Annotated in this window: 13 protein-coding genes; 5 read left to right on the top strand and 8 right to left on the bottom strand. The window is 70.1% G+C overall.

Translation table 11 applies throughout. The features are described from left to right. Positions 1-151: 151 nt before the first annotated feature. The gene (locus ABTZ59_RS36305; RefSeq protein ID WP_351425381.1) at positions 152-1,777 is read left to right on the top strand and encodes a helix-turn-helix domain-containing protein; all 1,626 of its coding nucleotides are present in this window, start codon (positions 152-154) and stop codon (positions 1,775-1,777) included. Positions 1,778-2,004: 227 nt separating this feature from the next. Here the strand turns inward: ABTZ59_RS36305 and ABTZ59_RS36300 are convergent, their stop codons facing one another. Both ABTZ59_RS36300 and ABTZ59_RS36295 read right to left on the bottom strand, forming a co-directional pair. Further along, positions 2,005-2,220: a ferredoxin gene (locus ABTZ59_RS36300; protein ID WP_351425378.1), complete on the bottom strand. Its 216-nt coding sequence runs from the start codon at positions 2,218-2,220 to the stop codon at positions 2,005-2,007. Between the two features lie 3 nt (positions 2,221-2,223). Further along, on the bottom strand, positions 2,224-3,423 hold the full coding sequence (locus ABTZ59_RS36295) for a cytochrome P450 (RefSeq protein WP_351425374.1): 1,200 nt from the start codon (positions 3,421-3,423) through the stop codon (positions 2,224-2,226). 195 nt (positions 3,424-3,618) lie between these two features. Between ABTZ59_RS36295 and ABTZ59_RS36290 the strand changes: the two genes are divergently transcribed. Beyond that, positions 3,619-4,281, top strand: a complete 663-nt coding sequence (locus ABTZ59_RS36290) for a TetR/AcrR family transcriptional regulator (protein WP_351425365.1) — start codon at positions 3,619-3,621, stop codon at positions 4,279-4,281. 52 nt (positions 4,282-4,333) lie between these two features. Here the strand turns inward: ABTZ59_RS36290 and ABTZ59_RS36285 are convergent, their stop codons facing one another. The 3 genes from ABTZ59_RS36285 to ABTZ59_RS36275 form a co-directional block, all read right to left on the bottom strand. Continuing rightward, positions 4,334-4,711 carry a toxin Doc gene (locus tag ABTZ59_RS36285; RefSeq protein WP_249953644.1) on the bottom strand — a complete coding sequence of 126 codons (378 nt, stop codon included), beginning with the start codon at positions 4,709-4,711 and terminating at the stop codon, positions 4,334-4,336. Continuing rightward, positions 4,711-4,950, bottom strand: coding sequence for a type II TA system antitoxin, ParD family (locus tag ABTZ59_RS36280; protein WP_249953645.1), 240 nt, complete (start codon positions 4,948-4,950; stop codon positions 4,711-4,713). Before ABTZ59_RS36280 ends, ABTZ59_RS36285 begins: the two co-directional genes overlap by 1 nt. Positions 4,951-5,040: 90 nt before the next feature. After that, positions 5,041-6,063: a glycoside hydrolase family 113 protein gene (locus tag ABTZ59_RS36275; protein ID WP_351425361.1), complete on the bottom strand. Its 1,023-nt coding sequence runs from the start codon at positions 6,061-6,063 to the stop codon at positions 5,041-5,043. Between the two features lie 118 nt (positions 6,064-6,181). Between ABTZ59_RS36275 and ABTZ59_RS36270 the strand changes: the two genes are divergently transcribed. After that, entirely contained in the window at positions 6,182-6,817 is a 636-nt protein-coding gene (locus ABTZ59_RS36270) for a TetR/AcrR family transcriptional regulator (protein WP_351425354.1), read from the top strand. Positions 6,818-6,873: 56 nt separating this feature from the next. Here ABTZ59_RS36270 and ABTZ59_RS36265 read toward each other — a convergent pair whose 3' ends face one another. From ABTZ59_RS36265 to ABTZ59_RS36255, 3 genes are all read right to left on the bottom strand, one after another. Beyond that, on the bottom strand, positions 6,874-7,350 hold the full coding sequence (locus ABTZ59_RS36265) for a hypothetical protein (protein ID WP_351425351.1): 477 nt from the start codon (positions 7,348-7,350) through the stop codon (positions 6,874-6,876). Between the two features lie 112 nt (positions 7,351-7,462). After that, the gene (locus tag ABTZ59_RS36260; RefSeq protein ID WP_351425348.1) at positions 7,463-8,833 is read right to left on the bottom strand and encodes an SLC13 family permease; all 1,371 of its coding nucleotides are present in this window, start codon (positions 8,831-8,833) and stop codon (positions 7,463-7,465) included. Between the two features lie 92 nt (positions 8,834-8,925). Then, positions 8,926-9,711: an IclR family transcriptional regulator gene (locus tag ABTZ59_RS36255; protein WP_351425344.1), complete on the bottom strand. Its 786-nt coding sequence runs from the start codon at positions 9,709-9,711 to the stop codon at positions 8,926-8,928. 98 nt (positions 9,712-9,809) lie between these two features. Between ABTZ59_RS36255 and ABTZ59_RS36250 the strand changes: the two genes are divergently transcribed. Both ABTZ59_RS36250 and ABTZ59_RS36245 read left to right on the top strand, forming a co-directional pair. Next, entirely contained in the window at positions 9,810-10,976 is a 1,167-nt protein-coding gene (locus tag ABTZ59_RS36250) for a pyridoxal-phosphate-dependent aminotransferase family protein (RefSeq protein WP_351425341.1), read from the top strand. 28 nt (positions 10,977-11,004) lie between these two features. Continuing rightward, entirely contained in the window at positions 11,005-13,962 is a 2,958-nt protein-coding gene (locus ABTZ59_RS36245) for an FAD-binding and (Fe-S)-binding domain-containing protein (protein ID WP_351425337.1), read from the top strand. Positions 13,963-14,049: the final 87 nt, after the last annotated feature.

Genomic DNA, 14,049 nt, shown 5'->3' with positions numbered 1-14,049 from the left:
CAAGTACGTCCAGTACATGGGCGATCCTCCGCCTTGCGATGCACGGCACCAGACGCCGCGGGCTTATCCGCGAAGATCGACCGGACAGGACCTAGACTGACCGTTGCCGAAAGGGGCACCGGCCCCCTACGGACTCGAAGGGAAGGACCTGATGGAAGGGGCCCCGGAGAGACGGGCACCCGACGGCCGACTCGATGAATTCCTCTATGTGCTCGGGAAGTCGGCTTGGCGGCCGGACGCCGGACTGCGAGGCGTGGTCGACTGGCTCCACCGCCAGCTGGACACGGAGATCGCGCTCATCGACGGCGCGGGCGCCGTGGAGCTGTCCACCCCGCGCTTCCCCGAGGAGGCCCTCGGCCCGCTCGGGCCGATCCTCACCCGGCTGACCACCGGCCGGATGGCCTCGGCCGCCACGGAGATCGGGGCGGTGCACCTGCGGCTGGAGGCGGTCGGGACCGGGTCACCGCGCCGGGTGCTGGTGCTCGCCGGGCCCACCGGACTGAGCCCCCGGGCGTCGTCCCTCGCGTCGCACACCGGAAGCGTCATCAGCATCCTCGACCGCGCCCGCACCGCCGACACGGCGCTGCACGGATACCAGGAGAAGTCGCACCAGTTGCGTGTGGCCCTCTTCATGGCGCTGATGGCCGGGGATACGGTGCTGGCTCGCCGGATGACGACCGGGGCCGTACCCGCGCTGCTGGACTGCGACCGCGTCCGGGTCCATCTGCTGCGCTGCCCGCCGGAGGACCGGGACCGGCTCGCGCGGGCCTATCAGGACTCCTCGGGCTACCACGGCCGGGGCCTGATGGTGCGCTGTCCCGTCTATGACGAGCATCTGATCTGTCTGATCGCCGAGGACGAGGGACCGGAGGACGGCGATGGGCGAGGTCCTGGCGCACCGGACGGTCCGGGTGCTCTGGACGGTCCGGGTGCTCTGGGTGGGGCAGGCGGTTTGGACGGGGCTGGCGATTTGGGCGGGGCGGGCGGGGCAGGCGGTTTGGGCGGGGCGCTGCGTGAGCTGGTCGGGGAATGCCCGCGTTACGCGCTGGGGATCAGCGCCGCGCATCCGCTCCGCGCGACGGCCGAGGCATACGAACAGGCCAGGCACGCCCTGGCGGTGGCGGGCAACGCGCCCGGCAGAGTGGCCGGTTACCGGGGCCAGGAGCCGCTGGAACGGCTGCTGCCGCGCGACGCCGCCGTCGGCTGGGCCCGTTCCTTTCTCCGGCCCCTGCGCCCGCTGCCCGCGCTCACCGTCGAGACGACCCGGCTGGCGATGCACTTCCCGCGCTCCGGGGTGGCCGATCTGCTGGGCATCAGCCGCAACACCGTCACCGCCCATCTCCGGCGCGCCGAGGACGCGCTCGGTGCCGACCTCCGAGACGTCCGCTCCCGTGCCACCCTCGCACTGGCCCTCGCCATCACCGGCCTGCATCAGGACACCGAACCCGTCGCCGGGGGCCCGGACGCGCCCGGCGTCGAAGCCCTGTTCCGCGCCCCGGCCGCCACCGCGTGGGCCGAGGGTTTCCTCGAACCCCTCGAAGGCGCCGGCCATCGCCGGGTGCGGACCACACTGCGTACCTGGATCGAGACGAACACCGACGCGCAACGGACCGCCCGGAGCCTCGGCAACAGCCGTACGACCGTCGCCGCCCATCTGCGTACCGCGGAGCGCCTGCTCAACCGGGATCTGCTGACGACCGGTTCCGGCGTCCACGAACTCGTGTACGCCTTCGGTCTGCTGGGTGAGATCCCGCTAGCCCCCGACCGTGCGCCCTGACCAGAACGCCGTCCCCCCGACCGCGCACGGCGCACGATCGGCGCGCCGCTCTGTGCGTCGTGCACACCCCCACCGGCGAGTTCGGGCACCGTGACCAGTGACCCGGGCTGTCATCCGTCCGGGCGAGGCGATCCAATTCCGGTATGCCGAGTTCGGCCATCCCGCGTCGGGGGACGGGGTGGCCGAATCGCGGCGGGAACCAGGGCGCGCGGGATCGAAACCCTCTGTCAGGGACGCGGGGCGATCTCGCGTCCGCCGTCCACGACGGTGATCGCCATCGCCGGGCACGAGTCGGCCGCGTCCAGCACGGCCTCATGGGGATCGACACTTCCGGCGAGAGGCCGGGCTCGGTCGTCCTCCAGGGTGAAGTGGTCGGGCGCCATCCCCGCGCACATCCCCGACCCCATACAGCGTTCTCCGTCGACGCGCAGCTGCCAGGCCATCGGTCACCACCCGATCGGCATCGTGCGCGGGCCACGGACGATCATCTGCTGCTTCCAGACGATGTCGCCCGCCAGCCGCAGACCGGGCAGCCGGGTCAGCAGCGCGCGCAGCGCCTCCTGGAGTTCCACCCTGGCCAGGGGCGCGCCGAGACAGTGGTGGACACCGTGTCCGAAGCCCAGGTGCTGGTTGCCCTCGCGCTCGATGTCCAGCACGCCCGGTGAACTGAATCTGAGCGCGTCCCGGTTGGCCGCGCCCACCGCGACCAGCACCGGCTCCCCCGCCTGTACGAGTGTGCCGCCGACCTCGATGTCCTCGGTGGCGTATCGGGGGAACGCGGCGCCCGCGCCGAGCGGTACGAAGCGCAGCAACTCCTCGACGGCGCCCGGGATCAGCGCGGGCTCCTCGCTCAACCGCCGCAGCTGCTCCGGGTGTTCGAGCAGGGCGTAGACGAAGTTCGGGATCTGCGTCGCCGTGGTCTCGTGGCCGGCGATCAGGATGCCGACGCACAGATCGACGAGTTCCGGCTCGGAGAGCCGGTCGTCGACATCGCGCGCCTCGATCAGCGCGGACATGAGATCGTCGGCGGGCTGCTCCCGGTGCCGGGCGATCAGCCCGGCCATGTACGCGCGCAGCTCGTCGCTCTTGGCGGTGAATTCCTGGGGAGTGAGTCCGCTGGTGGACAGCGCGGCGTCGCTCCACTCGCGAAACCGCGGGCGGTCCTCCACCGGTACACCGAGCAGCTGGCAGATCACGGCGACCGGGATCGGCAGCGCGAAGTGCTCGACAAGATCCACGGGCGGCCCGGCGGCGATCAGATCGTCCACGAGCCCGTCGGCGAGCCGGCTGATGTCGGGCCGCATCTTCTCGACACGGTGGACGGTGAACGCCTTGGCCACCAGGGTGCGCAGCCGGGAGTGGTCCGGTGGGTCCATGCCGAGGATGCCGCCGGGTCGCTGCCGCGCCCACTGGCGGGGAGCGTCGTGCCGGTCCGCCTCCGCACGACTGAACCGGCGGTCGCCCAGGACGAGCCGGGCGTCGGCGTAGCGGGTGGCGAGCCAGGCCGGCTCCCCGTACGGCAGTTTGACCCTCAGCAGCCCGGGGAGATCACGGGCGTCGGCGTACGCCTCGGACAGCGCGATCCCGTCGGTCCGGTTGAAGGGGTAGCCGACGGGTCCGGCCGGTGCGTCCTGTACATCGGTCATCGAAGAGCCCCGATCGCGAGTCGGTGACGCGGCTCGTTTCGCGCACGGGTCGGCCCGGCGCGAGCCGCGAAATGTAAGCACTCGATTACAAACGGTAGGAGGGGTGTCCGGTCCCGTCAACCGGGCCTCACGGCCGGTGGATTCGGCCCGTCCCGGCATTACCGTGTCCGGTGCACGGAGTACGGGAGGTGCGACATGGCCCAGCAGGGGCCCGAGCGACGGCGCAATGCCGCTGATACGAGGCAGGCACTGCTCGACGCCGCCACCACGCTCTTCGCCGAACGTGGTTTCGACAGCACCACGGTGCGGGACATCGCCGGCCTGGCCGAGGCGAATCAGGCGCTGGTCTTCCGCTACTTCGGCTCGAAAGAGGCGCTCTTCGAGGAGGTCATGGCGGGGGTGGGCCGGGAGCAGCTGGCCACCACGCCCGCGGAACACCTGCTCGCCGCGGTGCTCGGTGATCTCCTCGCGCCCGCCGCCGACCGGGACCCGTCCCTGGAGGCGTTCCTGCGGTCGGGGGGCAACGGCGGGGCGGTCTCGGCGGTGCGCGAGCAGCTGGGCGAGGATTACGCGCGGGTGCTGCGCACACTGACCGCCCGCCCGGACGCGGCGCTGCGCGCGGATCTCGTGCTGGCCTGGCTGCTGGGCATCGGTCTGCTGCGGGTGGTGGCACCGAGGGAGCCGCTGTCGACGGCGGATTCCGCCGAGGTGACCACACTGGTGCTGGGCGCGGTGAGCACCTTGCTGGAGCGGATCGCCCCGGCACCCGCGCGGGCTCCGGTCACCGCGACCAGACCGACCGCCGTTCCCGGCCCGTCTCCCGCCCCGGCCCCCGGGCGTCAGCCGCAGGGGACCTGAGCGGGTCCGTCCCCGGGACCTCTCCGAGGGGGCCGGAGGATGCTCGCGCGCCTCAGATGCGCCAGCCGCGGATCTGGTCCGCCGCCTGGTACACGCTGGCCTTGCCCGACTGAATGGCACGTACGAGTTCGACGAGAGCCCCGTACGGCGGATCGATCCCCTCCCCGGAGGCGTGCATATACGCGGCGGCGACCTGACAGGCGTACAGGCTGTTGCGGTACGGCAGGGGCTCCAGGCGCACCAGCGTGTGAATGAGCGCCGCCGCGCGCCAGGCCACATCGGGTTCGCTGGTCGCCGGGCGCGGAATGCGGGTCTTGTGCCGGGCCACGGCGGCGACCAGCGCCGAGTAGTCGGCCACCGAGACATCTTCCGGAACGGCCTGTTCCTGTACGTCCAGGAGCCAGGCCACGTCGATGTACAGCACCGGCATCAGGCGGCTTCCGCCCGCCTGTCGTGGCGCGCCGGCGGGACCTCGTTGGCGAAGGCCTCGTCGAACTCGCCCCGGTGCTGTTCGCCCCAGCTGACGGCGTAGCGGACGAACTGGAGACGCTGCTGCTCGCGGAGGGGCAGGTCATGGACGTACTGCTTGAGCGACTTGCCCTCGGCGGCGGCCGCCGCGCGGACCGCCTCCAGCTCGTCGTCGGTGAAGCTGATGTTGAGTGACGGCATAGCCGTACGGTACCTAATTGGTACCGAACAGGGAAGCGCCGGGTCCACGGGGCCGGTGGCGGCCGTGCTCGATGGCGGCCGAGGGCGCTCTCAGTGCTCTCGGTAGAACTCGGCCAGGGCGTGGAACGCGGCCTTGGGCTCCCACGGCATGTCCGGATAGGTGTCCCCGTAGCGGTCCTCCAGCACCTTCACGATGCCGTAGCTGGCCAGGTCGAGGTCGTCGCGGGGGTCGCCGTCGGGGCGGTGCACATGGTCGTGGAGCGCGAAGATGAACACGAAGGCGCTGTCGACACCTTCCGCCTCGAAGACCTCCAGCAACTCGCGCAGATACGCGGCCTGGCCGGCTTCGTCGCGTTCGTACTCCCCCTTCAGCCGGACCGGTCCGGTCTTCTTGTCGTACTCAACGATCTCCAGGCCGCGAGCGCCCAGGTCGCCCGCGCCTCGGAAGCAGGCGGCGCCGAACTCGGTGATCGCGACCGGCTTTCCCTGTGCGACGAGGTCACGGACACCCTCGGCGAACCGGTCGGCCATCTCGGCCGTCCGGTAGAGGTCCAGGGAGACGATGTCGAAGAGTGTCCAGTCGACGCGCTCCAGCGGTACGGAGGCGTAGGTGATCCTGCCGCCGAAGCGCTCGCGGACAAGGGCCGCGGCCTTGCTCAGGAAGTCGTTGACACGCGTGGCGACCTCGCCGATGAGCGCACGCATCCGGTCCGGCACGGTCAGCTGCTCGACCCGTTCGTCGAGGGAGTCGCCGGGCAGGAACCCCTTGTTCATCAGGCTCATCTCGGCTCCGGTGACGAACACCACCTCGCGGCCGCGCCGCCGGAGCCGTTCCGCCCGCTCGGCACAGTCGGCGAACAGCGACAGCATCTCCTCGGTGGTGAGCTCCAGCGGATACGGCGAGAACCAGACCTCCAGCCCCAGTCCGGCGGCGAAGCCCGCGGCGAGCTCCAACCGGTCCGGGTCACCGCCGGTCACCCGGACCGCGTCACAGTGCAGATCGTCACGGATGACGCGCAGCTCGCGCTCGACCACCTCCGGGTCGAAGCGCTCACGGGAATTCACGCCTTCGCGGATGAATCCGGTGTCGTAGGTGATGCCTCTGGCACGCATGCGCGATGCCCCCTCCGTCAGAGAATTTTAGGTACTGAACGTACCTTACTTGCGTGCGGCCCAGGATCAAGTCCACAGTTGAGGGGGAACTGTCGGTACCGGAATACGGACAGAGGGCATGCCGGACGAGCTGACGAAGCGGCCAGGCGCCACCGGGACACGGCGCCGCGGCGCCGTACTGGAAGAGGCGATCCTGCGCGCCGCGGCCGACGAACTCATCGAGTCCGGTTACGCCGGGCTGACCATGGACCAGGTCGCGCGACGCGCCGGCACCAACAAGAACGCGATCTACCGCCGCTGGCCCAGCCGCCTCGCGCTCGGCATCGCCGCCTACCGGCAGCTGGCCACAACACTCCAGCCTCCCGACACCGGCGATCTGCGCGACGATGTCCTCGAACTGCTCCGCCGGGCGAACCGGCACTGGAGTTCCCCGCTCGGCATGGTCCTGCGCGAGCTGATGTCCGCGGCCGGCGGTGCGACGGAGTTCGTCGCGCAGCTGCCCGAGCAGTCCACCGACGCCGTGGCCGCCTCCTGGCTGACCGTGCTGGGGCGCGCGATCGCACGGGGCGAGGCTTCCCCCGAAGCGCTCCATCCGCGGGTCGCCACCGTGGCCGTCGTCCTGCTCAGAAACGAGTTCGTCGTGCGCGGGGTCCCCACCGCACCCGACGAGGTCATCGTCGAGATCGTCGACGAGGTCTATCTCCCGCTGGTTCGCCAGCGTGGTGCGACACACCCGGGTGAGCGGCTCACCTGACGATCTCACCGCCGAGCCCGCCACCTGTGCGGTGGCGGGCTCGGCGATCGCCGGGGTCAGTCGCCGGTGTTGGTGGCCCAGACCGGCTGGTTGGCGTTGTTGTAGACGACGACGTTGCCGTCGTCCTGGACGGCGAGGTAACGGCCCTTGTGCCAGGTGCCGGCGGCCCAGAGGGCCTTGCCGGCCTTGTTGTAGACGACGAGGTTGCCGTCTTCCTGCATGACGAGGCGGTCGGCGTTGGGGTAGACGTTCGGGGCCTGCCAGGCGGCGCGGTTGTCCTTGTACAGGACGACGTTGCCGTCGCTCTGGACGCGCAGGATGGCTCGGCCGTTGCCGGAGGTCCACGCCTGGTTCTTGCCGAGGGTGGCGGGCGGGTAGAAGTGGGAGTCGCTTCGCGGGGCCTCTTGGGGCCCCGCGCTCCAGGCGGTGCGGCCGCTCTCGACGGCGGCGTCGGCGGCGGGCACGGCGGCCAGAATGGGCAGGGCTGTGAGGGCGAGCGCGGGAAGGCCGCGCCGCACGAGGTTCTTGATCACAACAACGGATTAAGACAGTCCGCTTGTGCTCGATGACAGTCCGGGGCCGCGAACTCACCCGTATGGTCCAGCGAATTCATCGGCGAAACGACACTCCCGGGTCAGATTCTTGTCAGAACCAGCCCGGGACGACGAACACGCCCCAGGTCACGACCGGCACCACCGCGGCCATGGCGAGGCCCCACACCATGAGACCCCGGAAGACCGTGTCCCTGCGCTCCTCGGGCGAGTTGGCGACCACCAGGGCACCACTGGTCGAGAACGGCGAGGAGTCCACCACCGAGGCCGAGATGGCCAGCGCGACGATCAGCCCGACCGTGCCGACCTCACCGCCCAGCAGGAACGGGACCGCCAGCGGGATCAGCGCGCCCAGGATGCCCGTGGTGGAGGCGAAGGCGGAGACGACGGCCCCGATGAGACAGATGAGCAGGGCTCCCAGCAGCGGGGTACGGACCGAGGCGACCCCCTCGCCGAGGTAGTCGATGGTGCCGATCCGCTCCATCAGGCTGACGAACGTGACGATGCCGCAGACGAGCAGCACCGTCGACCACGCGCACTTGTCCACCGCTCCCTTCGCCGACTCCGGGGAGACGAGGGAGAGGACGACGGTCACGGTGAGGGCCATCAGCCCTACGTTGAGGTCGAAGAAGAGCGATCCGACGACCAGGCTGAGCAGACCGAGGAGGGTGAGCACCCGGGCGCGGTTGAGGGTGAGCGGCGGTTCCTCGGCGGTGGCCCGGTCGGTGGCGACCGCGACGGCCAGAGCGCCGCCGCCACCGTCACTGACCCCGCCTCCGCCTCCACCTCCGCCGCCCGCGCTGTCACCGTCACCCGGCTTCGCGGCCGGGGTGCCCGTACCGTCCACCGGCTCCCGTCGCCCCAGCAGTGCCCGACCGCCGAACAGGAAGAACACGAAGAGGCTGAGCGCGACATTGAAGAGGAAGGAGCAGAGGAACAACAGCGCCGGATTTCCAGGCAGGTTGTTCCGTGACATCACTCCATTGGTGATGCTGCCGAACACACTGATGGGTGAGAAGCCTCCCGCGCTGGCGCCGTTGATGATGAACAGACCCATCAGAAGCGGATTGATCCGGTAACGCTTCGCGAATCCCAGTCCGATCGGCGCGACGAGCGCGACGGCCGCCGGGACCACCGCGCCGACGGCGGTCAGTACGGCGGTGACCAGGAACATGATCCACGGGATGAGCGCGATCCGGCCACGCACCACCCTCATGGACCCGTGGACGAGCCAGGCCACCGTGCCGTTGTTCTTCGCGATCGCGAAGAGGAAGGTCACACCGACCAGCACGACGAACAGATCCCCGGGGAATCCCGCGAAGATGTCGTCCGCCGTTTCCTGCATGAATACGGTTCCCACCACAAACGCGACCACGATGGCCAGTGCGCCCATATGCACCGAGAAAACAGTGGCGACCGTGAATATCAGTACGAGACCGATGAGGGAGATGACGTGATCTGACACAAGGCTTCCTCGCCTTCAGCCCGGCTCCAATTATTCCGCAATACGGAATCTTGTTTCCGCAGTGGGAAGTATGGAAGCGGCGCCAGAGGGCGTCAAGAGTCGTGCGCCGGCGAACCGTCACCTCCCGTGGGGGTGCCCACGCCCCCCAGCGCGGCGCCGACCGCCGCCGCGGCCTCCCGCACCAAGAGGCCATAGACGCAACGGTCTTCGCTGGTCAGACGGCTCGTTGGGACATTGACACTGATGCTCGCGACCGGCTGACCCGAGCCGCCGATGACGGCCGCCGCGACCGCCGAGACATCCGTCCGCCATTCGCCACCGTTCGTCGCGTAACCGCGCTCCCGGATCTCGGCCAACTCGGCGAGCAGCACGTCGGGATCGGTGATCGTGGTGGCGGTGAAACCGGACAGCCCTCCGGCGAGATGTCTGCCGACGACCTCGGCGGGGCTCGCGGCCAGCACGGCCTTGCCGTTGGCCGAGGCGTGCAGCGGCAGGACCTGTCCCAACGGCAGGATGATCCGCACCGGTTGAGCCGTCTCCAGCCGTTCGATGAGCACGACCTTGCCGCCCTCGGGCACCGCCAGATGCACCGTCTCGTCGGTGCGACGGCGCAGGTCCTCCATCACCGGTACGGCGACATCACGCAGCCCCAGTTCGCCGGTGGCATGCCGACCGACATGCAGGGCCTTGGTGGTGACCACCCATCGGGTGGGGGCGCCGCCCGCAGGGCGGATCCATCCGGCGGTGTGCAGGGTGACCAGCGCGCGCTGGACGGAACTCTTCGGGAGTTCCATCGCCCGCGCCAGGTCCGCGACCCCGACCGGCTGACGCGCGGCCACCTCCTCCAGCGCCCTGAGCGCGTTGAGGACGTTCTGCATCCATTGACTCCTTCGACAACCGAACCCTATGCTCCGCCGTGCCATCACACGATACGCCGTGCCGTGTTACGGCACAACCCCTGAGGGGAGCCGCTCGCATGACCTCCCGTACCGGCCGCCACTTCCTCCAGATCCCGGGCCCGACCAACGTCCCCGACCAGGTGCTCCGCGCCATGTCCGCGCCCACGATCGATCACCGCGGTCCCGAGTTCGGGGCCCTGACCCTGCGTCTGCTCGAAGCGGTCAAGCCGGTGTTCGGCACCGCGGGCCCGGTGGTGATCTATCCCGCCTCCGGGACCGGTGCCTGGGAAGCCGCGCTGGTCAACACCCTGAGCCCGGGCGACCGGGTGCTCTGTTTCGAGACCGGCCACTTCGCCACGCTCTGGCGGGACATGGCCCTGAGCCTCGGTCTTGAGGTGGAGTTCGTGCCCGGGGACTGGCGCCACGGCACCGACCCCGAGGGCGTGGCCCGGCGGCTGGCGGCGGACCTCACACACTCGATCAAGGCGGTCTGCGTCGTCCACAACGAGACCTCGACCGGCGTGACCAGCCGTATCGCCGAGATACGGCAGGCGATCGACGCCTCGGGGCACCCGGCGCTGCTGCTCGTCGACACGATCTCCTCGCTCGGCTCGATCGACTACCGCCATGACGAATGGGGCGTCGATGTCACCGTGGCGGGATCGCAGAAGGGGCTCATGCTGCCCCCGGGCCTCAGCTTCAACGCCGTCAGCCACAAGGCGCTCACCGCCGCCCGCACCGCCCGGCTGACGAAGTCCTTCTGGGACTGGGGCCCCGTCATCGAGGCCAACCGGCGCGGATACTTCCCGTACACCCCGGCGACGAACCTCCTCTACGCGCTGGCGGAAGCCCTTCGTATGCTCGCCGAGGAGGGGCTGGACGCGGTCTTCGCCCGGCATGCCCGGCACGCCGCGGCGACCCGGGCCGCCGTCCGGGGCTGGGGGCTTGAGGTCCTGTGCGCCGACGAACGCGAGTACTCGGGGTCACTGACCGCGGTGCTCATGCCCACCGGTCACGACGCCGACAAGGTCCGCGAGATCATCCTCGACCGGTTCGACATGTCCCTCGGCGCGGGCCTCGGCAAGCTCAGCGGCCGGGTCTTCCGGATCGGGCATCTGGGCCACTTCAACGACCTCACCCTGGCCGGGACGCTCGCCGGGGTGCAGATGGGCCTCCAACTCGCCGGCGTACCCATCAGTCCGCGCGGTCTGGGAGACGCCCTCGACGTGCTGCGTTCCCGCTGACGGTCCGAACCATCTGGAGCGAGTGAACATGACAACGATCAATCCGGACGCCCCCGCGACCGGCGGTGCGGCGGCAGAGGACCTGGCACACCGTCTGCGGCGGGAGCTCGACGGTGATGTGGGGTTCGACGACTACACCCGGCATCTGTTCGCGCGGGACGCGAGCATGTACGCGATCACCCCGGCGGGTGTGGTCTTCCCCCGTCACGCCGATGATGTGCGCGCGGCGGTGGCGGCGGCCGGGGAGTACGGCATACCGCTGGTGCCGCGCGGGGCCGGGACCAGTCTGGCCGGCCAGACCGTGGGCCCGGGGCTCGTCCTGGATCTGTCGCGGTACATGAACCGCGTCCTGGAGATCGACGACGGCCGCCGCACGGCGCTCGTACAGGCGGGGGTCGTCCAGGACCAGTTGAACAGGGCGGCCGGGCCGCTGGGGCTGATGTTCGGTCCTGACACCTCCACCAGCAACCGGGCCACCGTCGGGGGGATGATCGGCAACAACTCGGCGGGCAGCGGCTCACTGCGCTACGGCATGACCATCGACCATGTCCGGGAGCTCGATGTCGTCCTCTCCGACGCGAGCCGGGCGCTGCTGGCGCCCGTCGACGAGGTGGAACGCGCGCGCCGGGCCGCGCTGCCGACCCTGGAGGGAAGCCTCTATCAGCGGCTGCCACAGATCGTGCGTGCCAACTCCGCGGCCATCGCGGAGGGTTTCCCGGAGTTCTGGCGCCGGGCGTGCGGCTATCGGCTGGACCGGATGGCCCGCCCGGACACCCCGTTCGACCTGGCCACGTTTGTCGTCGGCTCGGAGGGCACGCTCGTCATCGCCACCGAGGCGCTGGTCGATCTGGTTCCCAGACCGCGCCACACCATGATCGCCGTCGGTCACTTCACCAGCACGGCCGCCGCCATCGAGGCCACCGAGGACGCGCTGGCCTGCGATCCGGCCGCGGTCGAGCTGATGGACCGTACGATCCTGGACCTGTCCCGGCAGAAGATCGAGTACGCCTCGCTGAGCACCCTCCTCGAAGGCGATCCCGACGCGCTGCTCTTCGTCAGCTTCACCGGGAACGACAAGCGGGAACTGCTCGCCGGCATGGAGCGCCTGACCAAGCTCTGGGCCCGGCACGGCCACGGCTACCACACCCTTCAGGCCATCACCCCGGACCAGCGGTCCGCCCTGCTGAAGGTCCGAAAATCCAGCCTCGGCCTGCTGATGGCCGCCGGTGAGGGCACCCGCCGGCCGCTGGCCTTCGTGGAGGACACGGCCGTCGATCCGGTCCATCTCCCCCAGTACACCAAGCGTTTCAAGGAGGTGCTCGACCGGCACGGGCTGACGGCGGGCTTCTACGGCCACTGCTCGGTCGGCTGTCTGCACATCCGGCCGTTCGTGGATCTGACCGATCCGGGACAGGTCGACACCATGCGCGCGGTGGCCGAGGAGATCAAGGACCTGGTCACGGAGTACGGCGGCGTCAACTCCAGTGAGCACGGCGACGGTCTGGCCAGGAGCGAGTTCAACCGGGAGATCTTCGGCGACCGGCTGTACGAGGCGATGCGCCAGGTCAAGCAGGTCTTCGACCCGGACAACCGGATGAACCCGGGCAAAATCGTGGACGCGCCCTCGATGACGGACAACCTCCGCGACCCGGCGCTGCCCCCCGCCGAGCCGCTGCGCACTCGCCTCTCCTTCGAGGTGGTGGGCGGTATGCGGGGCGCCGCGGACCGGTGCATGAACATCGGGCTGTGCCGCAAGAGCGGCACGGGCGCCATGTGTCCCTCGTACATGGCCACCCGCAATGAGGAGGACTCCACGCGCGGCCGGGCGAACGCCCTGGTCAAGGCGCTCTCCGAACCCGATCCCGGTAAGGCGCTCGGGGACGAGCGGCTGCACGAGATCCTTGATCTGTGCCTCATGTGCAAGGCGTGCAAGAGCGAGTGCCCGCTCGGTGTCGACATGGCCACGCTCAAGGCCGAGTCGCTGTCGCACCATCACGATCTGCACGGGGTACCGCTGCGGTCCCGGATCTTCGGTTCGATCCGGCTGCTGAACCGGCTCGGTTCGATGGCGGCGCCGCTGTCCAATCCGCTGGGACGGCTGCGCCCGCTGCGGCTGCTGCTCGACCGCCGACTGGGCATCACGGCCGAGCGCCCGCTGCCGGTGTTCGTACGGCGCGATCTGGTGCGGTGGTTCCGGAAGCACGCGCGCGGCGGCGCCGCGTCGGGCCGTGCGGCGGCCACCCAGGGCACGCTGACGTTCCTCGCCGACTCCTTCACCACCTTCACCGAGCCGGACATCGGCCGCTCCGCCATCGAGCTGCTGGAGCTGGCGGGCTGGCAGGTCCGGCTGGAGAGCAGGGGCTGCTGCGGCCGGTCCAGTCTCTCCAAGGGGCTGGTCGACGAAGCCAAGGACAAGGCGTTCGCACTCGCCCATCTGCTCACCGAGACGACGGAGCCCGGCTCACCGATCGTGGGCTGCGAGCCGTCCTGTCTGATGACACTGCGCGACGAGCACAAGGCGCTGCTGCCGAACGACTCGGCCGTCAAGGACATCTCGGGGCGGGTGCGTCAGGTGGAGGAGTTGCTGGTCGAGGCGGTGGACGACGGACGGCTGCGGCTGCGCGAGGACTCCTGGCTCGCCGGCCGCAGACTGCTCTACCACGGGCACTGCCACCAGAAGGCGGAAGTCGGCACCGCCGCGACGATGAGTCTGCTCAACCGTATCCCCGGGGTGCGGGTGTCCGAACTGGACGCCGGATGCTGTGGGATGGCGGGGTCCTTCGGCTTCGAGTCCGAGCACTACGAGGTGTCCATGACCATCGGTCAGGACCGGCTCTTCCCCGCTGTCGAGGCGGAGCCGCCGGAGACCGTGGTGGTGGCGACGGGGGTCTCCTGCCGTCAGCAGATCTTCCACGGCACGCGCCGCGACGCGTGGCATCCCGTACAGCTGCTGCGGGAGGCGGTGGAACTCACCGGTTCCTCCTAGGTCCTGTCCGGTCGATCTTCGCGGGCCCGCGACGCCTGGCACCGCACCTCGCCGCGTTGTCGGAGTCGCCCAAGTACGTCCAGTACA

Source organism: Streptomyces sp. NPDC094034, from assembly GCF_040303865.1.
Classification (GTDB): Bacteria; Actinomycetota; Actinomycetes; order Streptomycetales; family Streptomycetaceae; genus Streptomyces.
Note: the sequence above shows the minus strand (reverse complement) of the source record. Positions and strands in the feature narration are given on the sequence as shown.

Bases quoted from the DNA above. Each gene is read 5' to 3' on its own strand.
- ABTZ59_RS36295 (WP_351425374.1), bottom strand. From the start codon at position 3,423: ATGACCGATGTACAGGACGCACCGGCCGGACCCGTCGGCTACCCCTTC.
- ABTZ59_RS36250 (WP_351425341.1), top strand. From the start codon at position 9,810: ATGACCTCCCGTACCGGCCGCCACTTCCTCCAGATCCCGGGCCCGACC.
- ABTZ59_RS36305 (WP_351425381.1), top strand. From the start codon at position 152: ATGGAAGGGGCCCCGGAGAGACGGGCACCCGACGGCCGACTCGATGAA.
- ABTZ59_RS36280 (WP_249953645.1), bottom strand. From the start codon at position 4,950: ATGCCGTCACTCAACATCAGCTTCACCGACGACGAGCTGGAGGCGGTC.
- ABTZ59_RS36300 (WP_351425378.1), bottom strand. From the start codon at position 2,220: ATGGCCTGGCAGCTGCGCGTCGACGGAGAACGCTGTATGGGGTCGGGG.
- ABTZ59_RS36255 (WP_351425344.1), bottom strand. From the start codon at position 9,711: ATGCAGAACGTCCTCAACGCGCTCAGGGCGCTGGAGGAGGTGGCCGCG.
- ABTZ59_RS36275 (WP_351425361.1), bottom strand. From the start codon at position 6,063: ATGCGTGCCAGAGGCATCACCTACGACACCGGATTCATCCGCGAAGGC.
- ABTZ59_RS36285 (WP_249953644.1), bottom strand. From the start codon at position 4,711: ATGCCGGTGCTGTACATCGACGTGGCCTGGCTCCTGGACGTACAGGAA.
- ABTZ59_RS36290 (WP_351425365.1), top strand. From the start codon at position 3,619: ATGGCCCAGCAGGGGCCCGAGCGACGGCGCAATGCCGCTGATACGAGG.
- ABTZ59_RS36245 (WP_351425337.1), top strand. From the start codon at position 11,005: ATGACAACGATCAATCCGGACGCCCCCGCGACCGGCGGTGCGGCGGCA.
- ABTZ59_RS36270 (WP_351425354.1), top strand. From the start codon at position 6,182: ATGCCGGACGAGCTGACGAAGCGGCCAGGCGCCACCGGGACACGGCGC.